General features: G+C 69.9%; 21 protein-coding genes and 7 pseudogenes. 11 read left to right on the forward strand and 17 right to left on the reverse strand.

Annotated elements, in window-relative coordinates; translation table 11 throughout:
* Window positions 1–173 precede the first annotated feature (173 nt).
* Together AB0950_RS17975 and AB0950_RS17980 are read left to right on the forward strand one after the other, a co-directional pair.
* Entirely contained in the window at window positions 174–797 is a 624-nt protein-coding gene (locus AB0950_RS17975) for a hypothetical protein (protein ID WP_360571857.1), read from the forward strand.
* Window positions 794–1606 (forward strand): maleylpyruvate isomerase family mycothiol-dependent enzyme, encoded by an 813-nt coding sequence (locus AB0950_RS17980; RefSeq protein ID WP_360160625.1) that lies wholly within the window; start codon window positions 794–796, stop codon window positions 1604–1606. Before AB0950_RS17975 ends, AB0950_RS17980 begins: the two co-directional genes overlap by 4 nt.
* A 79-nt stretch (window positions 1607–1685) precedes the next feature.
* Here AB0950_RS17980 and AB0950_RS17985 read toward each other — a convergent pair.
* The 6 genes and pseudogenes from AB0950_RS17985 to AB0950_RS18010 form a co-directional block, all read right to left on the reverse strand.
* Window positions 1686–1916: pseudogene (locus tag AB0950_RS17985) on the reverse strand (DUF6193 family natural product biosynthesis protein); the annotation flags it as partial.
* A 272-nt stretch (window positions 1917–2188) separates the two neighbouring features.
* Window positions 2189–2371, reverse strand: a pseudogene (locus tag AB0950_RS17990) (FAD-dependent monooxygenase); the annotation flags it as partial.
* Between the two features lie 13 nt (window positions 2372–2384).
* Window positions 2385–3524: an XdhC/CoxI family protein gene (locus AB0950_RS17995; RefSeq protein WP_366778895.1), complete on the reverse strand. Its 1140-nt coding sequence runs from the start codon at window positions 3522–3524 to the stop codon at window positions 2385–2387.
* Window positions 3517–5655, reverse strand: coding sequence for a xanthine dehydrogenase family protein molybdopterin-binding subunit (locus AB0950_RS18000; RefSeq protein WP_366778896.1), 2139 nt, complete (start codon window positions 5653–5655; stop codon window positions 3517–3519). Before AB0950_RS18000 ends, AB0950_RS17995 begins: the two co-directional genes overlap by 8 nt.
* Entirely contained in the window at window positions 5652–6644 is a 993-nt protein-coding gene (locus tag AB0950_RS18005) for a xanthine dehydrogenase family protein subunit M (protein WP_366778897.1), read from the reverse strand. Before AB0950_RS18005 ends, AB0950_RS18000 begins: the two co-directional genes overlap by 4 nt.
* Window positions 6641–7222 carry a 2Fe-2S iron-sulfur cluster-binding protein gene (locus tag AB0950_RS18010; RefSeq protein ID WP_360160629.1) on the reverse strand — a complete coding sequence of 194 codons (582 nt, stop codon included), beginning with the start codon at window positions 7220–7222 and terminating at the stop codon, window positions 6641–6643. The genes AB0950_RS18005 and AB0950_RS18010 overlap by 4 nt, the downstream gene beginning before the upstream one ends.
* Window positions 7223–7503: 281 nt before the next feature.
* Here AB0950_RS18010 and AB0950_RS18015 point away from each other — a divergent pair, with 281 nt between their 5' ends.
* Window positions 7504–8073, forward strand: coding sequence for a TetR/AcrR family transcriptional regulator (locus AB0950_RS18015; RefSeq protein WP_360160630.1), 570 nt, complete (start codon window positions 7504–7506; stop codon window positions 8071–8073).
* Between the two features lie 30 nt (window positions 8074–8103).
* On the opposite strand, the pseudogene AB0950_RS18020 reads toward AB0950_RS18015, so the two are convergent.
* Both AB0950_RS18020 and AB0950_RS18025 read right to left on the reverse strand, forming a co-directional pair.
* A pseudogene (locus AB0950_RS18020) lies at window positions 8104–8336 on the reverse strand (IS701 family transposase); the annotation flags it as partial.
* 518 nt (window positions 8337–8854) lie between these two features.
* Window positions 8855–8980, reverse strand: a pseudogene (locus AB0950_RS18025) (IS5/IS1182 family transposase); the annotation flags it as partial.
* A gap of 361 nt (window positions 8981–9341) precedes the next feature.
* On the opposite strand from AB0950_RS18025, the pseudogene AB0950_RS18030 reads away from it, so the two are divergent.
* Window positions 9342–9871: pseudogene (locus AB0950_RS18030) on the forward strand (transposase family protein); the annotation flags it as partial.
* A 22-nt stretch (window positions 9872–9893) separates the two neighbouring features.
* Here AB0950_RS18030 and AB0950_RS18035 read toward each other — a convergent pair.
* Entirely contained in the window at window positions 9894–10253 is a 360-nt protein-coding gene (locus AB0950_RS18035) for a hypothetical protein (RefSeq protein ID WP_366778898.1), read from the reverse strand.
* Between the two features lie 497 nt (window positions 10254–10750).
* Between AB0950_RS18035 and AB0950_RS18040 the strand changes: the two genes are divergently transcribed.
* The gene (locus AB0950_RS18040) at window positions 10751–11083 is read left to right on the forward strand and encodes a DUF6233 domain-containing protein (RefSeq protein WP_360160632.1); all 333 of its coding nucleotides are present in this window, start codon (window positions 10751–10753) and stop codon (window positions 11081–11083) included.
* Window positions 11084–11512: 429 nt separating this feature from the next.
* The gene (locus AB0950_RS18045; protein WP_366779063.1) at window positions 11513–11659 is read left to right on the forward strand and encodes a hypothetical protein; all 147 of its coding nucleotides are present in this window, start codon (window positions 11513–11515) and stop codon (window positions 11657–11659) included.
* A gap of 950 nt (window positions 11660–12609) precedes the next feature.
* On the opposite strand, the gene AB0950_RS18050 is transcribed toward AB0950_RS18045, so the two are convergent.
* Together AB0950_RS18050 and AB0950_RS18055 are read right to left on the reverse strand one after the other, a co-directional pair.
* The gene (locus AB0950_RS18050; RefSeq protein WP_366778899.1) at window positions 12610–12789 is read right to left on the reverse strand and encodes a hypothetical protein; all 180 of its coding nucleotides are present in this window, start codon (window positions 12787–12789) and stop codon (window positions 12610–12612) included.
* 30 nt (window positions 12790–12819) lie between these two features.
* Window positions 12820–13074 carry a hypothetical protein gene (locus AB0950_RS18055; protein WP_360160634.1) on the reverse strand — a complete coding sequence of 85 codons (255 nt, stop codon included), beginning with the start codon at window positions 13072–13074 and terminating at the stop codon, window positions 12820–12822.
* Window positions 13075–13548: 474 nt separating this feature from the next.
* Here AB0950_RS18055 and AB0950_RS18060 point away from each other — a divergent pair, with 474 nt between their 5' ends.
* From AB0950_RS18060 to AB0950_RS18070, 3 genes and pseudogenes are all read left to right on the forward strand, one after another.
* The gene (locus AB0950_RS18060) at window positions 13549–14145 is read left to right on the forward strand and encodes a TetR/AcrR family transcriptional regulator (protein WP_366778900.1); all 597 of its coding nucleotides are present in this window, start codon (window positions 13549–13551) and stop codon (window positions 14143–14145) included.
* Window positions 14146–14218: 73 nt separating this feature from the next.
* On the forward strand, window positions 14219–15004 hold the full coding sequence (locus AB0950_RS18065; protein ID WP_366778901.1) for an NAD(P)-binding domain-containing protein: 786 nt from the start codon (window positions 14219–14221) through the stop codon (window positions 15002–15004).
* A gap of 94 nt (window positions 15005–15098) precedes the next feature.
* A pseudogene (locus AB0950_RS18070) lies at window positions 15099–15431 on the forward strand (helicase associated domain-containing protein); the annotation flags it as partial.
* Window positions 15432–15670: 239 nt separating this feature from the next.
* Here AB0950_RS18070 and AB0950_RS18075 read toward each other — a convergent pair.
* Window positions 15671–16693, reverse strand: coding sequence for a zinc-dependent alcohol dehydrogenase family protein (locus AB0950_RS18075; RefSeq protein WP_360571874.1), 1023 nt, complete (start codon window positions 16691–16693; stop codon window positions 15671–15673).
* Between the two features lie 147 nt (window positions 16694–16840).
* Complete coding sequence (locus AB0950_RS18080; protein ID WP_366778902.1) at window positions 16841–18100, reverse strand: MFS transporter; 1260 nt, start codon at window positions 18098–18100, stop codon at window positions 16841–16843.
* Window positions 18101–18237: 137 nt separating this feature from the next.
* Between AB0950_RS18080 and AB0950_RS18085 the strand changes: the two genes are divergently transcribed.
* A complete protein-coding gene (locus tag AB0950_RS18085) occupies window positions 18238–19149 on the forward strand; it encodes a helix-turn-helix transcriptional regulator (RefSeq protein ID WP_360160639.1) in 912 nt (303 codons plus the stop codon).
* A 179-nt stretch (window positions 19150–19328) separates the two neighbouring features.
* On the opposite strand, the gene AB0950_RS18090 is transcribed toward AB0950_RS18085, so the two are convergent.
* A complete protein-coding gene (locus AB0950_RS18090; RefSeq protein WP_360571877.1) occupies window positions 19329–19871 on the reverse strand; it encodes a glyoxalase superfamily protein in 543 nt (180 codons plus the stop codon).
* Between the two features lie 547 nt (window positions 19872–20418).
* Here AB0950_RS18090 and AB0950_RS18095 point away from each other — a divergent pair.
* Window positions 20419–20784 carry a hypothetical protein gene (locus tag AB0950_RS18095; RefSeq protein WP_360160731.1) on the forward strand — a complete coding sequence of 122 codons (366 nt, stop codon included), beginning with the start codon at window positions 20419–20421 and terminating at the stop codon, window positions 20782–20784.
* Here the strand turns inward: AB0950_RS18095 and AB0950_RS18100 are convergent.
* The 3 genes and pseudogenes from AB0950_RS18100 to AB0950_RS18110 form a co-directional block, all read right to left on the reverse strand.
* Window positions 20702–21211 carry an NUDIX domain-containing protein gene (locus AB0950_RS18100; RefSeq protein ID WP_360572247.1) on the reverse strand — a complete coding sequence of 170 codons (510 nt, stop codon included), beginning with the start codon at window positions 21209–21211 and terminating at the stop codon, window positions 20702–20704. The genes AB0950_RS18095 and AB0950_RS18100 overlap by 83 nt on opposite strands.
* A 134-nt stretch (window positions 21212–21345) precedes the next feature.
* Window positions 21346–21538: pseudogene (locus tag AB0950_RS18105) on the reverse strand (transposase); the annotation flags it as partial.
* Window positions 21539–21575: 37 nt separating this feature from the next.
* Window positions 21576–21770, reverse strand: a complete 195-nt coding sequence (locus AB0950_RS18110) for a hypothetical protein (RefSeq protein WP_366778903.1) — start codon at window positions 21768–21770, stop codon at window positions 21576–21578.
* Window positions 21771–22082 lie beyond the last annotated feature (312 nt).

Here is a 22082-nt window from a genome sequence, read left to right on the forward strand (position 1 = left end):
CTAAAGGTCCAGTGAAGGTGCTGCGCTGCAGGCACACAACCCGGCCCTGCTGCTGGAGCAGTCGCACCAGGGCCAGTTGGCGGACGCCAGGACTGTGCGGTATGCGGTGCGTGATCCGCGCGCAGTTGAGGAACTCGCCAAGGACGTCTGCGGATTCGCCAACAGTGGTGGTGGTGTCCTCTTCCTGGGGATCGCCACGCGGCTGGTGGACGATGGAGAGGTCCTGGTCGGACCAGATCATTCCGGTCGACCGCGCCTCGGTCGACCGCGACCAGATCCGCAAGCTGACCCGCGCACACATCACTCCTGCCCCGCGCGCGGTGACGGTGGACTGGTCCGACGACCAGCAGGGATCCTTCGTGCTCCACATCGACGTCTCCGCCCAGGACTGCGGCTGCCTGTTCGTCGTGGCGGCGCCGGTCGGCAAGCCGGGCACGCCCCGTACGGACACGGTCGCGGTGCCCGCACGCGAGGCGGACGAAACACACTGGCTTCCGCGCACCGAGATCCAGCGCCTGCTCGCCGCCGGCACCGCCGCTTCCGGCATGCCCCCTGCCGAGACGCTGTCCCAGCTGCGGCGTTTACCCGGTCTGCCCTCACCCGCATTAAGCGTTCGATCCGAGTCCGCTCCGCTGCTGCCGTCGACGCGCACCACTGCTGGACAGGGGTGCTGGTGTGCCCCCAACGGAGTCGTTGATGCAAGCGTAGATGTCAGCAGCCCTCACCCTGACTTTTTCGCAGGTCTATCGGTGTACCTGGACAGATGCGAAGGGTTGGTCCACCCTTCACGTCTATGACCGCCCCTCATTGTGAGGCTGCCACGCGATCGCGGCTGCCTGAAGCCATTTGTGTCGTAGCCGAGGAGATAGCCGGCTTGCTCCGCTCGTGTACCGATGCCACAGTGCCCATTCCTGGGGCTGAGTGGACGGTTGGAGAGTCCGCGGCGCATCTGGTTCTGGCCAACAAGTTGATGGCTGCTCTTGCCGCCGGGCATGAGCAGGCATACGGCGACGGCACACCAGGCGGACTTGCGGCGGCGAACGCCGCCTCGCTGGCTTCCTTCCCCGAGCGCGACACATCCGTCCTGGCGGGCGGCATCGTCCAGCACGCGCGGGCATTCACCGAGGCGGCCGGCCTGCGGTCGGCGGACACACCGACGGTGACACCTCTGGGGCCCATGGACTTGGGCACCCTTGGCGCCTACCTGCTGGCCCACATGCTCGGGCACGGCTATGACATTGCAGCGGCACTTGGTCGACCACACATGATCGACCGTGACAGGGTCGATTTGGCGATGCCATTTCTGATCACTGCGATGCCCCGTGTCGTCGATGCAGGAGCGGCTGCCGGTCGCAGTGCCTGTTACGAGCTGAGGGTGCGCGGCCTCTCTCGGCTCACGGTGACGTTCACCAACGGCGCGGTGGCCGTGCATGCCGAGCCCCCGCGCCGTCCCGACTGCACGATCATGATCGACCCGATCACGTTCTTCCTGATTGCACTGGGCAGGCGCAGTGCCACCGGTGCCATCGCCCGCGGCAAGGTACTCGCCTGGGGGCGCAAGCCCTGGCTCGCGCCGGGTTTCCCCGCATTGTTCACCGCACCATGACGGACACTTGCCTGGTCCCCGCCCAGGAAGCACATTCAGCTCCCTTCACGATGCGCGGAGCGATGCAGCCGCCGCGCGTTTACACGCTGGGCCTGACGGCTCGCTGATCGAGCGCGGCGGCGTAGACGATGAACGGAACGTCGTCGGGATCCGATCCGCTCCAGCGCGGGGCACTGCGCAGGAAGTGCAGCGTGCCGTGTGTCGGGAAAGGATAGAGGCCGCGCAGGCGTGGCTCGGCGTGAGCGGCCTCAACGATGACAGGCAGCGATTCGTGCAGGGCGCCCCGGGTGCCCGACCAGCCTTCCAAGAGCTGGCACCAGGACGTTGATCACCTCGCCCTCCTTGATCAGCTTTCGGATGCCCGCCTCCGACCTCGTTTCGGGGTCGCACCGTCGTGCCCGTCGGTGGTTCCGATCACGCAGTCCTACGCCGGGCAGGGTGCCGCCAGCTGACACGCTGTCACAAGGTCGGCATGGTTTCGAGTGGAACGACTGCCTGCACCGTGCCCTCGAGCTCCCCCAGGGACAGTGAGCCTGGCCGGAACTGCATCGCTGAGGGAGGGATCAGCGAGGGGTCTCAACAGGGATGGACGGTCGCGCCGCGGAAGTCGCGCAGGAAGTCGCCGTGCTTCTCCAGTGCCGTCACCGCGACGCCGGCCCGGCCCAGAAGCACGGCGAGCACCATGCCCGCGAGGCCGCCGCCCACTACGCAGCAGGTGGGTCTTCTCCCTTGCGGTCCTGCCCCTTCGCGAGGGCAGTGATTCATCGGTTGATGGAGCTTATCTCCCCGTCGCTCCGGCGGTCTGAAGGTCGCGGTGGATCGGTGTCCCGGAGCCGGTCAGCGGTACGCCGGTGCCGCCCCGCCTGGCGGCGACGATCTCCGCCGCGATCGACAGGGCGGTCTCCTCGGGCGTACGGGCACCGAGGTCGAGGCCGATCGGAGAGCGTAGCCGGGCCAGCTCCCGCTCGCTCACGCCTTCGGCCCGCAGACGCCGGTTGCGGTCCTCGTGGGTGCGGCGCGAGCCCATCGCGCCGACGAACGCCACCGGCATGGCGAGGGCCAGCTTGAGCAGGGGCACGTCGAACTTCGCGTCGTGGGTGAGGACGCACAGGACCGTGCGGGCGTCGGTTCCGGTGCGCCGCAGGTAGCGGTGCGGCCAGTCCACGACGACCTCGTCGGCGTCGGGGAAACGGGCCCGTGTGGCGAAGACCGGGCGGGCATCGCACACGGTCACGTGGTAGCCGAGGAACTTGCCGGCCCGCGCCAGCGCCGAGGCGAAGTCCACCGCCCCGAAGACGATCATGCGCGGTGGCGGCACGTTCGACTCGACCAGCAGGGTGAGGCCGCCGGGGCAGTGTGAGCCATCCTCCGAGATCTCCACCGTGCCGGTACGGCCCGCCTCCAGCAGGAGGCGGGCCTCGGCCGCCGCCGTACGGTCCAGCTCCGGGTGGCTACCGAGAGCGCCCTCGTGCGTGCCGTCGTGCCGCACCAGCAAGGCCCGGCCCAGGAGTTCGGCCGGGCCGCGGGCGACGCGGGCCAGGGCCGCCGGCCGGCGCTGGGCGGCCGCCGCTACGGCCGCCGCGAGGACCGCCCGGGCGGGCGCCCGGCCGGACACCGGCGTGACCAGCACCTCGATCGTGCCGCCGCAGGTCAGTCCGACGGCGAAGGCATCCTCGTCGCTGTAGCCGAACCGTTCGAGGACGCTCTCCCCCGTGCGCAGCGCCTCCAGGCACAGGTCGTACACCGCGCCCTCGACGCAGCCGCCGGAAACCGAGCCGATGACGGTGCCCGCACCGTCCACGGCGAGGGCGGCGCCGGGACCGCGCGGCGCGCTGCCGCCGACGGCCACTACGGTGGCGACGGCGAACTCCCGGCCCTCCTCGATCCACCGCTCCAGCTCCTCGGCCAGGTCAAGCATCAAGCGCTCCCGCTGCCGCGGTCAGGACCCGGTCCGGCCGGATGGGCAGGGCCCGGTGGCGCACGCCCGTCGCGTGCCAGACCGCGTTGGCGACGGCGGCCGCGGCGCCCACGATGCCGACCTCGCCGATGCCCTTGATCCCCACCGGGTCGTTCGGGTCGGTGTCCTCGATCCAGTCGGCCTCGACGTGCGGGACGTCGGCGTGGGTGGCCACGTGGTAGCCGGCGAGATCGGCGCCGACGTGGCCGCCCGAGGCGCGGTCCCGTACGGCCTCCTCGTGCAGCGCCATGGAGATGCCCCAGATCATGCCGCCCACGAGCTGGCTGCGCGCGGTGAGCGGGTTGACGATCCGGCCCGCCGCGAAGATCCCGAGCATGCGCCGCACGCGCACCTCGCCGGTGGTGACGTCCACGGCCACTTCGGCGAACTGGGCTCCGAAGGAGTGGCGCTCGGCGGGCGCGAGCGAGCCGATGGCCTCGGTGGTGTCCGACCGTACCGTGATGCCCTCGGGGGGGATGTCGGCGCCCAGGCCCAGCCTGTCGCGCAGTTCCTCGGCCGCGGCAGCGACCGCCCAGGACCAGGAGCGGGTACCCATGGAACCGCCGGCGATCATCGCCGGTCCGAAGTCGCTGTCACCGATGCGGACGCGGACCCGCTCCGGGGGCGCACCCAGCGCATCCGCGGCGACCAGGGTGAGTGCGGTACGGGCGCCGGTGCCGATGTCGGCCGCGGCGATCCGCACGGTGAAGCCGCCGTCCGGGTGCGCGGTCACGGTCGCCGTGGAAGGTGCCGCGCCCGCGGGGAAGGACGCCGCCGCGGTGCCGGTGCCGAGCAGCCAGCGGCCGTCCCGGCGCAGGCCGGGGCGCGGGTCCCGGTCCGCCCAGCCGAACCTGCGGGCACCCTCCCGGAAGCAGGCGGCCACGTTGCGGCCGGCGAACGGCAGGCCGGACACCGGCCCCCGCTCGGGATCATTGCGCAGCCGCAGCTCGACCGGGTCGATGCCTCCCCTCTCGGCGAGTTCGTCGAGCGCCGCTTCCAGCGCGAAGGAGCCCGGCGCCTCACCCGGGGCCCGCATGAACGTCGGGCTGGGCACGTCGAGCCGGACCACGCGGTTGGCGGTGTGGTGGGCGTCGGCGTCGTACATCACCCGTGCCACCCCGGCGCTCGGCTCGACGAACTCGTGCACGGTGGAGGTGAGGCTGAGGGAGCTGTGCTCCAGCGCGCGCAGTCGCCCCTCGGCGTCGGCTCCGAGCCTGACCCGCTGGATGGTGGGACTGCGGTAACCGGCCAGCGAGAACATCTGACGGCGGGTCAGGACGACTCGCACCGGGCGCTTCAGGACGGTCGCGGCCATCACGGCGGCCACCTGGTGAGCCCGTACGCCCTTGCTGCCGAAGCCGCCGCCGACGTGCTCGGAGCGCACCCGCACCGACGCCGGGTCGAGCGAGAAGAGGTTCGCGAGTTCGCCGATGACCCAGGTGGCGCCCTGGTTGGAGTCGACCACCTCGAGCCGGCCGCCATCCCAGTGGGCGGTCGCCGCATGCGGCTCCATCGGGTTGTGGTGCTCTTCGGGGGTGCGGTACTCGGCGTCCACGACGACAGCCGACGCGGCCAGTTCGGCGTCCAGGTCCCCCTTCTCCGTCACCGCCGGCATGTGCCCGTCCACCGGGTAGGCGCCCTGGTGGCCCGCAGTGAAGTCGATGTCGTGGGGCTCCTGTTCGTACGTCACCACGAGCGCCTCGGCGGCCTCCCTGGCCTGCTCGGACGTCTCGGCCACGACCAGCGCCACCGGCCAGCCCAGATGCGGCACCCGGTCGTGTTGGAAGACGGCACAGGTCGGGTCCGGCTTCATGCCCAGCAGACCGGTGTAGTCGGTGTTCAGGCGCAGGGAGTTGCGGTGGTCCAGGACGGCGAGGACGCCCGGCATGGCGAGGACGGGGTCGCTGTCGATGGCGCGGATGCGGCCACGGGCGACCGTGGAGAGCACCAGCCAGCCGTGCGCGAGGTCGGCGAAGGGGATCTCACCTGCGTAACGGGCCGCGCCGGTGACCTTGTCCCTGCCCTCCACGCGGGTGTGGGCGGTGCCGACGGAAGGCGCCTGCGTGTGTGTCGAGGTGGTGACGGTGGTCATCGGGCGGCCTCCTCTGCGAGTCGGGTGAACTCGGCCACGACGAGGTTGCGCATGAGGGTCACCTTGTATCCGTTCTGGGGCAGTGGCCGTGCCGCCGCCAGTTCGGCGTCCGCCGCAGCGGCGTAGGTCTCGGCGTCGGCCGGAGCGCCGATCAGGACCCGTTCGGCGGCGAGTGCCCGCCAGGGCCGGGAGGCTACGGCGCCGAAGGCCAGCCGCGCGTCGCGCACGACGCCGTCCCTCACGTCGAGCGCGGCCGCGAGCGAGCCGATGGCGAACGCGTACGAGGCGCGCTCGCGCACCTTGCGGTAGCGGGAGTTGACGGCGACCGGGACGGGCGGCAGGACGACGCCGGTGATCAGGGAGCCCGGCGGCAGGGCGGTCTCGCGGTGCGGGGTGTCGCCGACGGGCAGGTAGAAGTCCGCCAGGGGCGCCGCGCCTGAGCCGTCGGCGGTCTCGAAGTGGACGACCGCGTCGAAGGCGGCGAGCGCGACGGCCATGTCAGAGGGGTGTACGGCGACGCAGTTCTCCGACGCGCCGAGGATCGCGTGGTTGCGGTGCTCGCCCTCGACGGCGGGGCAACCGCTGCCCGGGACACGCTTGTTGCAGGGCTTGGTGACGTCGGTGAAGTAGCCGCAGCGGGTGCGCTGGAGCAGGTTCCCGCCGACTGTGGCCATGTTGCGCAGTTGTCCGGAGGCGCCGGCCAGCACCGCCTGGGCCAGCGCCGGGTAGCGACGGCGGACCTCGGGGTGCGCGGCCAGGTCGCCGTTGGTGACGGTGGCGCCGATGCGCAGGCCACCCTCCGGCGTCGGCTCGATCTGATCCAGCGGGAGTTCGCGGATGTCGACGAGCCGGGCAGGGCGTTCGACGCCGGCCTTCATGAGGTCGACGAGGTTGGTGCCGCCGCCGAGGAAGCGGGTGTCCGGATCCGCGCCGAGCAGCGCGACGGCGCCGGCGACGTCGGACGCCCGCCGATAGTCGAACTCCCTCATGCCACGGCCTCCTTCGGCTCCGTCCCGAGGTCCGCGCGCCCCGCGTCCGGCTGGGCCTCGGCCGCCTGGGCCACGGCCTCGACGATCGAGACGTAGGCGCTGCACCGGCACAGATTGCCGCTCATGCGCTCGCGGATCTCTTCTGCGGTCAGCGGCGGTGGTCCGGCCTCGGGCCGGATGTCGTCGGTGACGGCGCTGGGCCAGCCCGCCGCGTGCTCCTGGATGACCCCGATCGCCGAGCAGATCTGTCCCGGAGTGCAGTAGCCGCACTGGAAACCGTCCAGGTCGAGGAACGCCTGCTGCACGGGATGCAGCTGATCGCCCTGGGCGACGCCTTCGATGGTGGTGATCTCCCGGCCCTCGGCCGCCACGGCCAGTTGCAGGCAGGACACGGCCCGGCGGCCGTCCAGCAGGACCGTACAGGCGCCGCACTGCCCCTGGTCACAGCCCTTTTTTGAGCCGGTCAGCGCGAGGCGCTCGCGCAGTGCGTCGAGCAGGGTGGTGCGGTGGTCGACGGGCAGTGTGTACTTCTCGCCGTTGATGTTCAGGGTGATGACACTGGACGTCGATGAGGCCATGAGCAGCTTCTTTCGCATTTCCAGGGCAGATAGGGCATTTCAGCAACCGGGGTACCGGGCGGGTGCGCAGGGTGTGTGGTGCGGCACTGTGCCGCAGGCGTGGGGCGGCGATGCGTGGTGCTGGAACCGAAAGGGACCGCGGACTGCCGCACGGACGCATCCACACCTATCGTGGACGACAATCGGACAGCTGTCCGCTGACTGGAAAACGTAACGGACAGCTGTCCGCTTAGCAAGGGCGAGGTTCGGCCACGAACCCTCAGGGAGGACGAGTGCCGCAGATGAAGGACGCACCCCGGCGCTCGGACGCCCAGCGCAACCGCGAACGCATCCTGGAGGTGGCACTCGCCGAGTTGTCCCGCTGCGCGGACACGCCGCTGAGCGCGATCGCCAAGAAGGCCGGCGTCGGCCAGGGCACCTTCTACCGCAACTTCCCCAACCGCGAGGCACTCGTCCTGGAGATCTACCGGCATGAGATGCAGCAGGTCGCCGACAGTGCCGCCCACCTGCTCCGGACCCGGCCGCCCGCGCAGGCCCTGCGCGCCTGGATGGACCGGCTTGCGGAGTTCGCGATGACCAAGGCCGGCCTGGCCGACGCAATCCGGCAGGTCACCAGCGCGCCAGGCAGTCCGGCGAAGCCGGCCCCCACGCCGGTGATCGACGCGGCGGAACTGCTGCTCCGCGCCAACGAGCAAGCCGGCACCGTCCGGTCCGGCGTCACCGGGGACGATTTCCTCCTAGCTATCGCGGGCCTGTGGCAGCTCGACCCCCGCGACGACTGGCGGCCCCGCGCCACCAGGCTCCTCGACCTCGTCATGGACGGCCTGCGCACGGGGGCGCCCGGCCGGTGAGCACCGCACCGCCGACCACCGTCTGGCACGATTGCCAAGCCGATCGGCGGCGTATGCCTGCACGCCGTCGCGGACCGCATCCGCGTCCCACCGGGGACGGCTGAGGAGGTTCTGGAACCCATGAGGCGCACTGCGGCCTGCGTACCCGGCGAGCTGCCAGCTGTTTTCCGCCCGACGGGCCCGAGCAATGCCCGCACGTAGTCCCGCCGCCGCGGATCAGCCCGGCCGAACCGGTGGCCAACCCGCAACAACACCTCGTCCAGCTCGCCCGCCCGCCCATCGGGGGCACACATCATCTTGCACGATCAGAACAACAGCGATCGAGCATCACCGGTCAAGAACTCCCGCCGCATGCCGACCAGTCAGCTCGGTGCACTCAGAAACAGGCTCCTGAGCAGCGACGACAGCGAACTGCAACTGGAAGACACGACCCGAGCTACTGACGGCCATCACCACGGTCCTCGACGCCGGCCGCACGGCAGGCGACCTCCGCTCCGACGTCACCGTTCGAAGACATCGCCGCCTCGCTCATCGGCATCTTCACCGTGGCCCCCCTGTCCGAGCACGAAGCCAAGGCCGGCCGCCTGCTGAACATCCTGATGGACGGCCTCCGGCCCGCCGCCCGGCTGAGCCACCCCGAACCGCCGGATGTCTGCGCAGAGTAACGAGCCAGCGCTCTGTCCAGACAACTCCGCAGGGCTGATCAGACGGGGACGGCGTCTTCGTCGCCCTTGAACCAGCCGAGCGATCGCCGGGAGGGTCCGCTGTTCCGATGGGTGGTCTATCCGGCGAGGGTGAGGTTGTGGAGTCTGACGATGCTGAGCATGGCGGGCTCGTCTCCGTTGCCCTTGAGGCGGCAGCCGTGCAGGATCTCGAACGGTTTCGTCCGAGTGAGGACGTGCTCGATGAGGGCCGTGGGCCTGGACTTGGGTGACGTAATGAATTTGCGGTTGAGTTCCTGGGTCGCACCGATAGTGGTGGCGGCAGCTATTTGCCGATGATCGTCTGTTCGGTGGGGCGGGGCTGCCAGCCGAGCGTCCGGGCTTTGCTGCTGTCGACGAGCCTCTTGCGACCAGTTCGGAGCGCACCATCGCCATCTGCGGGTTCACTCGGGCCAGCAGTTTGACGATGATGTCGGGCATGGTGCGCGTGGGTACCCTGGTGGCTTCGTCTGGGAACTTGTCGCGCAGGATGCGGGCGATGTCCCCGTACCACAGGAAGCTGCCCGAAGCGAGGAAACGCTGCCCCGCAGCGCCGGGACTCGTCACCTGCGACGCGAAGGTGCAGACGCCGTACGACGGGGTCGTCCATGGAGCCTGCCGCTGGAGGACCGGGTCCTGCTCATAGCGGCGTACTGGCGCACCAACTTGACGATCGCCAACTCCCCCCGCTCTTCGGGGCGTTGAAGTCGGCGGCGGACCGCATCATCGACCACCTAGGGCCGCTGCTCGCACTTCAGCCCCGCCAGCGGTTCCGCAAAGACACCGTGCTCATCGTGGACGTACCCCTGGTCCCCACCCGTGACCACGAGATCGCCGAACAGTCCAAGGAGTACTCGTACTCCACCAACCACCAGGTCGTCGTCGATGCCGATACGCGCCTGGTGGTCGTGGTCGGTCAGCCCTTGCCCGGCAACCGCAACGACTGGAAAGCGTGGGAGGAGTCCGGTGCGAGGGCCGCGGTCGGCAACACGATGACGATCGCCGACGGCGGCTACCCAGGCACCGGCCTGGTGATGCCGCACCGGCGCCGCGCAGACGAGGAACTGCCGGACTGGAAGCAGCAGCACAACAAGTCAGTCGAGCAGTCACTGCCCTTGCTCAGGAAGTGGAGCCGGCTAGGTACGCCAGCCCGGCCAGTAGTCCTGCGTAGGCCAGGACCAGCAGCAGACTGAAGAAGATCAGGGTCCAACCGGTCACGATACCGAGCAGCGCGACGCCGCGGTCGCGGCCGTCCAGGTGCTTACCTCGACGGCGGCCGAGGTGCCCAGCGGGGATCGCGACAACACCAAAGGCGAACACCAGGAACGTGTAGAACCCGCCGTACAGCAGCCAGAACATCGGCGTCAGGAAGATGCCCGCGATCAGACTGGCGCCCAGAAAGGCGGCCCAGATGCTGATCCGAGCAGGCGTGTTACGAGTAGCGCTCGCCGCACCCGTGTCCTGAGTAGCTTCGGCCACGTTTGATTCCTCCCCCGGCTGGTACCGGTGAGCCACTCTACGAGAACGGCCTGCCTGAGTGACATGGGCGTATGTCTGCAAGCTTGAGCAGGTGCTGTACTGGTGACTCAGTCGCACGCGTAGATCCCGGAGGCGGGAACGATCTCGCCGGGGTGGAAGACCTTGTCGTTGTCGTCGCTCATACGACCTGTGTACGACGCGAGCGGCCGCGCGGCGACCAGCGCACCGGCCGGTCACCTGCGGGAGGGGCCCCGGGGCCGGGCACGGTCCAGGGCCCCTCACCTGCGTACGCCTCCACCGGGGGGAGGGGGACTTCTGTACGCGTTGCCGTGTCCAACGGTGGTGGTGCAGAAAGGTCACGCCGCACTCGGCCCCGCGGCACGGGAGTGCCAGATCAACCAGATCAAAGCGAATGGCCATGCCGGGTGAACGACCCCGCCGGGCAGCCGAGGTCTTCAGCCGGGCGTGTGTGCTCAGGACGCAGGGTCAGGGGTTCGATGTCTTGCCGCCGGACCTCGAGCGGCTGCGCAACCTGCGGGTGTGGCACGCGATGTGGCTGGCCCGCATCGACCGCAAGATCGAATTGCTTCTCAAGGCGGCAGGCCGAACAGGACCACGGTCGACGGAGCAGGCCCGAGCCGCCCAAGTGGGTCGTCGAACCCGGCATCAGTGTCGGCCGGCCACCGGTCCAGGTCCACCGGGGCACCTGCTACATGGCCGGCAAACGACACCGCCCCGCCGAACAGGACGAGGCGCGCCGTCTGTTGGCGGACGGCACCAGTGCCTGCACACACTGCCGGCCCGACGCGAGTCTCGGCATCATCGACTGACACAAGGTTCGGCCCCGGACATGCGTGCGCTGTCCGGGGCCGAGCCCGAAGACGGTGTGACCGTGAAGGGCGGTCGCCTACGCGGCGAAAGGCTCCGCGGGGCTTCAGCCGGACGATCGTCCCCGCAGGCAATAGATGAGGCCCGGGAACACTGTCCCATCCACCGTCACGCCCTGTGCAACGACACACGCCCGGTGAACATTCCCCCCGCCCTGCTGCCGCACGGCGCTCGCATGCGCTGCTCAACGCGGGTGGGCCAGTCGCAGGCTTCCCGTTGCCCGGTCCGGGTGGAACGCGAGGCCGTAGGCTCGGCCGAACCGGTTGGCCTCCATCGCCAGGCCCTCGGCCGACGCCGCCGCGGCGGCACCGGGCGCGACCCCGGGCTCGGTCAGAGCCGTCTGCACGCCCACGCAGATTGTGGTGGGGGACGTGGCGGCCCGCCGGATCACCGAACAGCAGCCTGTGAAGTTCGCCGCGATGGAACGGGGCGTCTGGCGTTCCCTCAGGCGCACAGCCAGCTCCGTGCCTCGCTCACCAAGCACCGGACGGATGCGTGTCTCGATGCGGTCGCCGTAGTCCTGCAGCGGCGCCGGCAAGTTGTCGGCCTGCACATCCTGCGGCGCACAGTTCATCGTCACCATCACCACCCCGTCATCCCCCGGCGGCCTCCCGCGAACGCCCTACTGGGCGTACCGCTGAGCGTCTACGACCGCGTGCGAGACGCCCTCGGCATGGGCAGCTCCGCCTCACGACGAGGAAGGTGCCCCCCAGGCGGCCGGGATGCTCACAGCTGCCCCGCGACCCGTCGCGACGCAGCGCCCCAAGGGCACTGAGCACCGCAGTTCCTGCCCCGTCGGCGGCCCCAACCGTACGTGGCAAGCCGCCACACCCGGTCGGCGTGCGCATCTCCCGGGCTGCGCCCGCGAGCAGAACGGCTTGGGACGATGCCGCCGCCGGGCACTGCGTCCTCGACGCGCTGACCGTGGAGGTGTGCAGGACAACGGTGTAAAGGTGTAGGTGCTCGCTGCACGGCGGCGACCAGGTCGGCGTGATGGCCGTGAGGCTGGGCCCTGTCACCCAACGACGATCGCCGCGCCGTGTTCGCCTCGGCCGCCTGACGGACACCGCCGCGGCGAGTCACGGCGACGCACTCCCCGGGGCACGATGTGAGGCATAGGTCGACACTCGTCGAAGCCCAGTGAAGCCGACTCCGGTCCCCGGCGTTTCCTGGAGTCGGCGGCCACGGCGCGGATACACGACCGACGTTGGACGATGCGGGAATCGGAGCCGGCAATGTTGATGGCCAATCCTGTGATCTTGCGCAACCTGGTCGAGCTCGGCCACGAGCTGTCCGGTGTACCAGCCCCTTGATCGGTCTCCGTAAGGACGGGCGATGGCCTCATGAACGTTTCGCGCCGACACGGTCATGAGGCAGCCCAACGGGTGCGAAGCCGGAGCCCGGCAGGGGCTGTCCGGCCGGATGGAACGCCGGCTCGGTCTCTCCGGCCTGCCGCTGCGCCACCGCCTCACGGACCGGACCAGCCGGATTCCCACTCTCCGTCGCCGTCCCCGTTCTGGTCCCCGCCTTGCGCCTGCCACGGCGTCGTCCGGGGCGCGTCTCGACGACCGGACTGCTCCCGCTCGCCCTCCGCTCCGGTCGTCGGCTCGGGCTCCCCCTCGGCCTGCGACGGCGTGCTCTCACTCATGGTCTGTCCTCCCTGACGGCCGTCGGCGGGTCACGGTCGCTGGCTGTCTCCGACCTCTCCGTCCGCCTCGCCGCGTTCGGCATCGGCCTCCGCCGGTGCCTCGACGCCCTCCAGGGGCTTGCCCGCCGTCGTGCCGCGATGGGGTTGGTAGCCCTCCTTGGCACTCGCCGTGCCCGGCACCGACCGGTCCCGTGCCTGCTGCTCCCCGCCGGAGTGGGCACCGGGTTCCTCGTCGCTGCGCGCCCGGTGGTAACGATCAGTGTCATGGTCCTGCTGCCCGCTCATGTCCGTTCCTCTCGTCTGCGTCGGCGGCCCGCCGGGTTCCCGGCGGCGAACACCGCGAAACGCCTGGTCGTCAGGGCCTGGTCCGATCGGGAAGGTGATGTGTTCGCCCTTCGTCAGCTGCCGGTGACACGAGCCGTCATCGTGGTTCCCCGATCGCCCTGCTTGTCCGCCGACGCCATGTGGCGTCGCCGTCCGAGGTGGTCAGTCCTGGACGCTGTCCGCAAGGCGAGGAGGGCGACGGTCTTCGTCGTTGGTGGCCGGGCGGACTCGGTCAATGTGCGGCTGGGCCGCGAGGTGGCAGTGCGCTGGGACGGTGTGGAGGCGCCGGGCGACCTCCCGCTCAGCCAGCGCAGGCAGCGCGGGAGGCCGCGCTCAGCCGCTTGACCGGATGCTGTCTCCGCTTTACTCTGCAATCAGTACGGAGGCACCCTCCGTTTTTTAGGAGCTACAGGATCGCGTAAGCCAGGAGGGCGTATGAGCGCCAATGGGCAGCAGGGGCGTAAACCCCGTGCGGATGTCCAGCGCAACCGTGCCGCCCTCCTGGCAGCGGCGCAGTGTCACTTCCTGAGGTACGGGGTCAGTACGTCCTTGGAGGCGGTGGCCAAGGAGGCGGGCGTCGGGCCTGGCACCTTGTACCGGCACTTCCCCACCCGGGAAGCGTTGCTGGCGGCCGTGCTGCAGACGCGCTCCCAGGAACTCGTGGCGCGCCAGGCGGAGATCGCACAGCTCAATGATGCCGACGAGGCGCTGGAGCAGTGGCTGCGCGCGCTGGAGGAGTATTTCAGCGCGTTCAGTGGCCTGCCGGAGCCGCTCATGGCCGCAGCCAGGGCACAGGATCCGGATAATCCGCTCACACTGCCCTGCGACACCGTCATCACCGCCACCGAGGAGTACGTGCGAGCCGCCCAGCGGACGGGGAACGTGCGCGAGTCGGTGAAGGGCTACGACCTGTTCCTCGCGGCCATCTCCGTCGCCTGGCTCAAGGGTGCCGGCGGCGCCGACGAAGAGTCACTGAACCGGCTTCGCACGCTCATCGCCACTGGCTACCGCGAGCGGGACGCCCAGGCGTAAGCCCCGCCTGTCGATCACCAAAACGCCCCAGGATCTCTGGACTCCGGGCGGTGTCCGGCGCCTCCATCCTGCAGTGACCACACCGCACCACCCTGGGGTGGCGCGACCTGTCAAAGGACAAATCATGAAAATCTCTGTTATCGGCGCCGGCGCGATCGGCGGCAACCTCGCCCGCAAGCTCAGCGGAGCCGGTCATGACGTTCAGGTGGCGAACGCCCGCGGCCCCGAGGCCGTCGCGCCCGACGTGCTGGAGACCGGCGCCCGCGCCGTGGCACTCAAGGACGCCGTCAAGGGCAGGGACGCCGTCATCCTTGCCATTCCCTTTGGAGTGGCGGGGCAGCTGGCCGACCTGTTCGCCTCCGTCCCGGCCGAGACGGTGGTCATCGACACCTCCAACTACTACCCGCACCTCAACGGGCAGATCCAGGCAGTGGAAGACGGTGCAGTGGAGAGCGTGTACACGTCCGAGCTCCTTGGACGGCCGGTGGTCAAGGCGTGGAACGCCGCCCTGGCCGAAACCCAGCGAACGAAGGGTGTCCCGGCGGGCACACCGGGCCGCATCGCCATCCCTGTCGCCGGCGATTCCGAGGAAGCCAAGCGCGTGGCCATGCGTCTGGTGGACGACACCGGATTCGACCCCTACGACGCCGGCGCACTGGCCGACTCCTGGCGTCAGCAGCCGATGGGGCCCGCCTACTGCACCGAACTGAGCCTGGAGGAGCTGCCGGCGGCCCTGGCCGCAGCCGACCGCGTCAAGGACGCGGCCGTCCGCGACAGCATGCCAGAGCGCTTCGCCGCCCTCGGAGCCAATCCCACTCTGGAGGACATCGTCGAAATGAACCGCGCCGCCCACCGGTGACGACGGCAGCCCCCGGCCGCGGCGCACGCCCCGTGCGAGAAGTCCTCCCACGGCTTCCCTCGCACGGGGCGCCGCGGCCGGGTTCTGCGGCACGAGCCGTGTCAGGGGCGTTCAGAGCCGCGGCGAGGGACAAGGTGAGGGGGAAGGGTCCGGGCCGTCGGCGCATACGCGGCAGTTGCTGAAGTTCTCCGCGCCGCGTGAGCCCGCACAGCTAGCGGCGTTCATCAACCTGCGGGTCCTCAACCCCGAACACGAGCAATGGCGGCGCGGCATCAAGGCCGTGGTCATCTACAACCGGCTCCACGGCGACCTGAAGGTTCCGTTCACGTACCGCGTGCCCGGCCGCGACGAGCAGGAGGTAGAGGCCGAGGGGTGGCCGGCCTCGCTCGCCGGGTTCCCGCTGGGGCAGTGGATTGCCGACGCACGGACGCTGCCCGAGCCGATGCTGACCACCCCCGTGCCCGAGCCCCGTGCTGCGGCCCGGGCGGGCGGCCGAACCGAAGGGGGACGGTTTCTCCGGACACTTCGGAGGTGTCTCAAGTGCATGGCGACACCACAGCTCTTACCGGCCGGTGAGCCGAAGCCGTCTGCAGGGCCGCGCCGGCGAGCGCCTCGGGGCCGCTTCACCCTTGGTGGTGCGGCCCCGAGGGCGTGCCGCGGACGGTTTCAGAGGGTGAGGAGAACCTTGGTGGCGCGGCGCTCGTCCATCGCTTTGTAGCCTTCCGGCGCCTGGTCCAGGGGAAGGGTGAGGTCGAAGACCTTGCCGGGGTCGATCTTGCGGTCCCAGACGAGCTGGATCAGGTCGGGCAGGAATCGGCGTACGGGCGCAGGGCCGCCGAGGGTGTGGATGCCGGCGAAGAACAGTTCGATGCCGGGGATGGTCACGTCGTAGTTCACGCCTACGTAGCCCAGGTGGCCGCCGCCGCGGGTGGCGCCGACGGCCTGCATGAACGCCTCCTGGGTGCCGACGGCTTCGACCACCGAGTGTGCGCCGAGGCCGCCCGTGAGTTCCTTGATCTTCGCGATGCCCTCGTCGCCGCGTTCTTCGACGATGTCGGTCGCGCCGTAGTAGCGGGCCAGCTTCTGCCGCTCGGGGTGACGGGACATCGCGATGATACGGTCCGCGCCCAGCTGCTTGGCGGCCAGGACGGCCATCAGGCCGACGGCGCCGTCGCCGACGACCGCGACGGTCTTGCCGGGCCCGGCCTCCGCCGCGACGGCGGCGAACCAGCCGGTGCCGAGCACGTCGGAGGCGGCCAGCAGGGAGGGGATCAGCTCCGGATCGGGCTGCCCCGGGGTGGCGACGAGGGTGCCGTCGGCGTGCGGGATGCGGGCCTTCTCGGCCTGGGTGCCGATGGTCTGCGAGACGAACTCGGCGTGCACGCACTTGGACTGGAAGCCGGCCTGGCAGATCTCGCAGGTGTTGTCGGAGATGACGAACGATCCGACGACGAAGTCGCCGACCTTGACGTTCTTGACCTCGGAGCCGACTTCCTCCACGACGCCCACGTATTCGTGGCCCATGACCTGGTGATCGGCAGGCTCGATGCCGCGGTACGGCCACAGGTCCGAGCCGCAGATGCAGGTCGCGGTCAGCTTCACGATGGCGTCGGTCGGCTCGATGATCTTCGGATCGTCGCGTTCCTCCACCCGGACGTCGCCGGCGGTGTACATCACTACTCCACGCATCGTGGGTCTCCTTGCTCTGTCGTGCTGGCGCCTGAGGCGCCGGTTTGTGTTCAGGAAGGCACGGCAGTGCCGCGGCTTCCTCGATGTGAAGGCCTGACACCGTCGAGCCCGCTGGACGGGCCTGGCTGTCCGGCCCCGGGCTCGGTGTCACTGCTGCCGGTGCGGCTCGGTGTGTGCCGCGGCCGAGTGGCGGCGCCGGGTGAGCGCGATGGTGATGGTGGGGATCAGCGTGAGGGCGGCGATGGCGGTGCCGACGGCGGCCGGACCCGTGGCTCCCAGGGGGGAATCGAGAGCAAGGCCGGCGATCCAGGAGCCGATGGCCGTGCCGAGGTTGAACGCCGAGACGGTCAGGGCAGAGCCCAGAGTGGGGGCGTGGCCGGCGAAGCGGACGCCGAGGGAGATCAGCACCGGGTTGGCGCCGAGACCGAACAGCCCCAGCAGGGCAACCAGCACCATCGTGGGCGCGGCGTATCCGGAGAGTAGGCAGATCGCCAGCAGCAGGACTGTGGTCACGGCTGGGGCCGCGATCGTCGTCATGTACGGATGGCGATCCCCGAGACGGCCTCCCACCAGGAAGCCTGCCAGGGCGCCGACACCGAAACCGACCAGCACCAGCGGGACCAGACCGGCAGCCAGATCAGCCCGGTCGGTCAGCAGCGGCGAGATGTACGTGTACGTCGAGAGCACGCCACCGGCGGTGGTCGCGCAGGCCGCCAGGGTCAGCCACAGGCGCCCTGACCGCAGAGCGGACAGCTCGGAACGGACCGAGACCGCGTGGTCACCGTCGGTGTCGCGCGGAACCTGGCGGGCGATGAGCACCATGGCGGCGGCTCCCAGGACGGCGAGCGCCCAGAACGGCCCCCGCCAGCCCATCAACTGTCCGGCGAACGCACCCAGCGGTACACCGACGACGTTGGCGAGCATCGCGCCGGCGCCCACGACGCCCAGTGCGCGGGAACTCGCGGCGGGACCGGCGGCGCGTGCGGCCACGACGTTGGCCACCGCCCAGAACGCGCCGGTCGCCAAAGCGGTCACGAACCGGGCTGCCAGGAGCAGTGCGAAGCTGGGACTGAGGGCGACGACGACATGCCCGGCCGCGAAGATCCCCAGCGCCAGGATCAGCGTCAGCCGCGGGGGCAGCCGCAGCGTCAGCATCGCCATCAACGGCGCGCCGACGATCATCCCGACCGCGAAGACAGTGATCAGCAGTCCGGCCCGGGCCACGCTGACCTGCACATCCCCCGCGATCTCCGGCAGCAGGCCCGCCACCACGAACTCGGTCGTGCCCATCAGAAACGTGCCCAGGGCCAGCACGTAGACGAGGAGCGGAAGCCGGGCGGGCGGATGTACGGGGCCACCACTCCGCAGGTCGGCGGGGGCGTGGAGGGTTTCTCCTCGCGTCGTCATGCTTCATCTCCGGAGCGGATCGAGATCGAGGGGCGCATCCCACGAAACCGGCTCCGCCGCAGGTGCGGGAGGCTGCGTTTATCGGGGGTACAAGCTCGACCCCCCTCCCCCGAGGGACGGGCCGTAGCGTGGAAGGCATGGAACGCCACTTGGACAACCGCGCCGACATCCGTGACTTCCTCGCCACCCGGCGCGCCAAGATCACTCCGGAGCAGGCCGGGCTGCCCACCAGCGGTCGGCGCCGGGTTCCGGGGCTGCGGCGTGAGGAGGTCGCCGTCCTCGCCGGCGTGAGCACCGAGTGGTACATCCGGCTGGAGAAGGGCCACATCAGCGGTGTGTCGGAAGATGTCCTCGACGCGGTCGCCCGCGCGCTGCAGCTGGACGACGACGAACGCACCTACCTGTTCGACCTGGCCCGGGCAGCCCAGCCGCCCAGCCGCGGCCCTCGCCGCCGCAAGGCCATCGACATTCCGCCGCGCGTCCAGTGGTTGCTCGACTCCATGACTCTGTCGGCGGCGTTCGTCACCAACGGCCGCCTGGACATCGTCGCCACCAACGCCCTCGCCCGCGCTCTCTTCGCGCCGCTGTTCGAAAGCGAGACCACCGACGAACGCGGCCGTCCGAACTTCGCCCGGTACTGGTTCCTCGACCGCGGTGCCCCAGACTTCGTCGCCGACTGGGAGGGCGCCCTCGGCGCCACCGTCGCTCTGCTGCGCGCCGAGGCCGGGCGCTACCCGCACGACAAGGCGCTGCGCGAACTGATCGGTGAGCTGTGCACGGTGAGCCCCGAGTTCCGCACCCGTTGGGCCGCCCACGACGTACGCATCCACCACGGCGGGGTGAAAGAGTTTCAGCACCCTGACGCCGGACCTCTGAAACTCGTCTACCAGCCGTTGGACCTGCCCATTTCCCCCCGTGAGGTACATTCCCTGACCATCTATACCGCCGAGCCGGGGACCCCCGACGAAGACCGGCTCAAGCTCCTCGCCAGCTGGGCAGCGACCCGACTCCAGGAAGCGGAACCCACCGGCGACAGGGACCTGTCCTGATGTGGCGGATCTCGCGTCGGCGGCCTAGGCGGCGGGCCGGCGGATGGCCTGAACGGCCGTGTAGTAGAGGCAGAACAGGTCGTTCCTGAACCGGCTGTCCGTACCTTGGCGCGGCTGCTTTCTAGGAGCACGGTTGCTTTCTGGGAGAGAGCGTGCCAGTGCGGCGCGCCAGCAGGCGCCTACTGCGCCGACGGCGACTGCGCGAATCGGAGGATGTTGCCGTTCGGGTCGGTGACCTGCATCGTCGGCCCGCCCGGCGCGTCCAGGTCGATTCCGGGTCGCATGGGCGCGTTCGGACGGGCGAGCAGCTCCTCGTGCAGCGCGGACACGTCGCGTACTGGGAACCAGGCCACGCCATGCGGGCTGCCGTCGCCGTGGTGCTCGGACAGGTGCAGGACGGCTGCCGATCGGGAGACTTGGACGTACAGCGGCAGACCGGGTGCGAATCGGTGCTCCCAATCCAGAGTGAATCCCAGGTAGTCGAGGTAGAAGGGCAGCACCTGGGCGACGGACATGACGCGCAGCACCGGCACGGCCGGGCTGATGGCCGGTACGGACGAGCGACCAGCGACCGCGGCGAGCACATTCCAGTCCCTGGCACCAAGCTGATGAGCGATCAGTTCGAGCGCGAGTCCGTGCGGGATCTCGATGCCCGCAGCGGCCAGGTCCTCACGCAGGAGCTTGGCCAACTTCTTGGCATGGTCGGTATGGGTGGACGTCATTGCTTCGGCTCCCCACGCGGCCCGTCCCGCCGATGCTCGCGTTGTCGGCCGGTGCCGCGTTCAGGTGAACCGATGCGAGGCGAACCCACGGCGCATTCACCGAACCCCGAAGGGCGCGAGCGGCTGGCTGCACCAGGCCGTTCGTGACATTACCGGTCGGTCTTGCCGCCGCGCTACCACAGGCGCTCGGGCTGGCGGCCCTGCCTGTGCAGGGCCCGATGACGGCGGGGCGCGGCCCGTGACGGTTGTGGCACTCGTCAGCTGGTATCGCGGCTGCATGTTCCAGGCTCTCTCCCTCTGTGTGCTCCAAGCGTCTGGATTCGGATGATCGGGACCCGACAGGGGTGCGGGCTGACCGGCACGGTGGATGGCAGGTCGCCGGTGCGCACGAACCGCGGCTCACTGGTGCCGGAGGCGACCGTCGCGTCCCGCTCTTCCTTCTGGCGGGCGCACTGGCTGCGTTCGCCGTGCTCCTCGTGAGGGTGCACAGGCGCCTTTCGTCGCCACACTCCCTTTCGGCGCGTTCGCGGCTGTCATGCTGGCTTTCATGGTGGCGTTCCTCAGGAGCGCGACCATCGTCGACCAGGACCGCATCACCGTCCGGGACGCGGCGACCCGGAGAACCGCCTGGCGCGATATCACCGCCATCGGGATCGAGGAGAACCTGATCCCGAATGCGGTTGGCGGCAGGGCCAAGACTCTGGAGAGCATCGGGATCTCTACCCGCGAGGGCCGCAGGATGTGCTCCCCCACCTCGCGGGCAGCGGCACGCTGTCGGTGCACCATGAGCGACCTCGAAACGACCAGCACCTTCGTCCCTCTGACTCAGCTCATGAGCACCGTTTCTGCGAAGGCGCCGGGTCAGCACGACAAGCGAGATACCGATCGAAAATCTCCTGGCTATCAGGAGTGAAGGTCCACTGCTGCAGAGTCCGCCGCAGCTGGGACTCGGTCAGCCACCCGTGCCAGGCCACCTCACCCGGATCGGGGGCGACGACCTCCGGAAGCACGGCATCGCACACCCCCAGCCAGTGAGGGCTGAGCCCGCCCCGGTTGAGGAACTTGAACCGAAGGCACACTGTCGCCGGCGTTCCCAGCTCCTCACTGAGCTCGCGGGCAGCTGCCGGCTCATAGGACTCGCCGACTCCTGCAGCGCCCCCGACCCCGAGTTCGTAGTGACCTGGGAAACGGGACAACTGCTCGGCACGCCGATGGACGAGAAAGCGACCTTGCCCATCACGGCACACCACCGAAGCAACTCGGTGCAACCAGCCCTCCCGCACGGCCTCCCACCGACTGACTACCCCCAGCACACGGTCCTGAGCGTCAACGCGTTCCACGAGTTCGTCCACGACGCACACGATCGCAGAACCCACTGACACCCGTCCGGGGTGCCCGGACGGTCACGCAGTCAACGGTCCTCGGACCACCCTCATCCCACGGAACGAAAGGTCACGAACCTGCCTCGGTTCTCAATACCTTGCCACTTCGCGCCGTTGTCGACGATGTAGCGGATGCCGTCGACGATCTCCCGCCGAGGCCACTTCTCTGGGTGGCCGCCGGTCTTGGTCTGGCAAGGCCGGGATGGGCAGCAGGGGTTCCAGGAGTGCCCATTCTGCGACGGAGGTGTCGGACGGGTAGCGGCGGCGACGGGCAACAGCAGGCATGACGGGCTCGGCAGCGTGATCGGCGATGGACGGGCGGCTATTGGGAGAGCTGTGCGAGGGTGCCGCGCACCCCGGTGAGCTGGGCGGTGGCGAACTGGGCCCATTCGCCGTCGGGGTAGCGGGCCAGGTGCGGGTCGAGCGTGCCCGTGATCACGCGGGTGAGGCGGCCGAGGATCTGCCGGAACTGCCGCTTGTCGTACTCGATCCAGTCCGCGGGGTCGCCGGAGAACATGAACCCGTCCCGCCGGGTCCATGTGATCGGTGTCAGGATCTCGGCGACGACGTCGCGGACGTGCCGGATGCCGCGGCCGATCTCGAGAGGGTCAGGCGGGTGGCGGCAATGAGCTGGTCGGTGTGAAGGCCGGCGGGGCGCCGAGCCCATTGCCCGCCGGCCCGCGTCCAGGCGGTCGCGGTTTCGGGGCTTGTGCCCAGTAGTCGGGTGAGGACCGTGGCCGGGAGCTGATCGGTGCCGGGCACGGGGACGTGGGAGGGGCCAGATCAGTGCGGGCGCGTAGGAGTCGCAGCGACTCCCGCACGCCGACGG

Origin of the sequence: Streptomyces sp. NPDC007189 (assembly GCF_040703635.1) — a bacterium.
Lineage (GTDB): Bacteria > Actinomycetota > Actinomycetes > Streptomycetales > Streptomycetaceae > Streptomyces.

Bases quoted from the DNA above. Each gene is read 5' to 3' on its own strand.
- AB0950_RS18085 (WP_360160639.1), top strand. From the start codon at position 18,238: ATGGAACGCCACTTGGACAACCGCGCCGACATCCGTGACTTCCTCGCC.
- AB0950_RS17995 (WP_366778895.1), bottom strand. From the start codon at position 3,524: ATGCTTGACCTGGCCGAGGAGCTGGAGCGGTGGATCGAGGAGGGCCGG.
- AB0950_RS18110 (WP_366778903.1), bottom strand. From the start codon at position 21,770: ATGTTCTCCGGCGACCCCGCGGACTGGATCGAGTACGACAAGCGGCAG.
- AB0950_RS18055 (WP_360160634.1), bottom strand. From the start codon at position 13,074: ATGAGCGGGCAGCAGGACCATGACACTGATCGTTACCACCGGGCGCGC.
- AB0950_RS18005 (WP_366778897.1), bottom strand. From the start codon at position 6,644: ATGAGGGAGTTCGACTATCGGCGGGCGTCCGACGTCGCCGGCGCCGTC.
- AB0950_RS18015 (WP_360160630.1), top strand. From the start codon at position 7,504: ATGAAGGACGCACCCCGGCGCTCGGACGCCCAGCGCAACCGCGAACGC.
- AB0950_RS18000 (WP_366778896.1), bottom strand. From the start codon at position 5,655: ATGACCACCGTCACCACCTCGACACACACGCAGGCGCCTTCCGTCGGC.
- AB0950_RS18095 (WP_360160731.1), top strand. From the start codon at position 20,419: ATGGTGGCGTTCCTCAGGAGCGCGACCATCGTCGACCAGGACCGCATC.
- AB0950_RS18040 (WP_360160632.1), top strand. From the start codon at position 10,751: ATGTCTTGCCGCCGGACCTCGAGCGGCTGCGCAACCTGCGGGTGTGGC.
- AB0950_RS18080 (WP_366778902.1), bottom strand. From the start codon at position 18,100: ATGACGACGCGAGGAGAAACCCTCCACGCCCCCGCCGACCTGCGGAGT.
- AB0950_RS18060 (WP_366778900.1), top strand. From the start codon at position 13,549: ATGAGCGCCAATGGGCAGCAGGGGCGTAAACCCCGTGCGGATGTCCAG.
- AB0950_RS18090 (WP_360571877.1), bottom strand. From the start codon at position 19,871: ATGACGTCCACCCATACCGACCATGCCAAGAAGTTGGCCAAGCTCCTG.
- AB0950_RS17980 (WP_360160625.1), top strand. From the start codon at position 794: ATGACCGCCCCTCATTGTGAGGCTGCCACGCGATCGCGGCTGCCTGAA.
- AB0950_RS18050 (WP_366778899.1), bottom strand. From the start codon at position 12,789: ATGAGTGAGAGCACGCCGTCGCAGGCCGAGGGGGAGCCCGAGCCGACG.
- AB0950_RS18075 (WP_360571874.1), bottom strand. From the start codon at position 16,693: ATGCGTGGAGTAGTGATGTACACCGCCGGCGACGTCCGGGTGGAGGAA.
- AB0950_RS18010 (WP_360160629.1), bottom strand. From the start codon at position 7,222: ATGGCCTCATCGACGTCCAGTGTCATCACCCTGAACATCAACGGCGAG.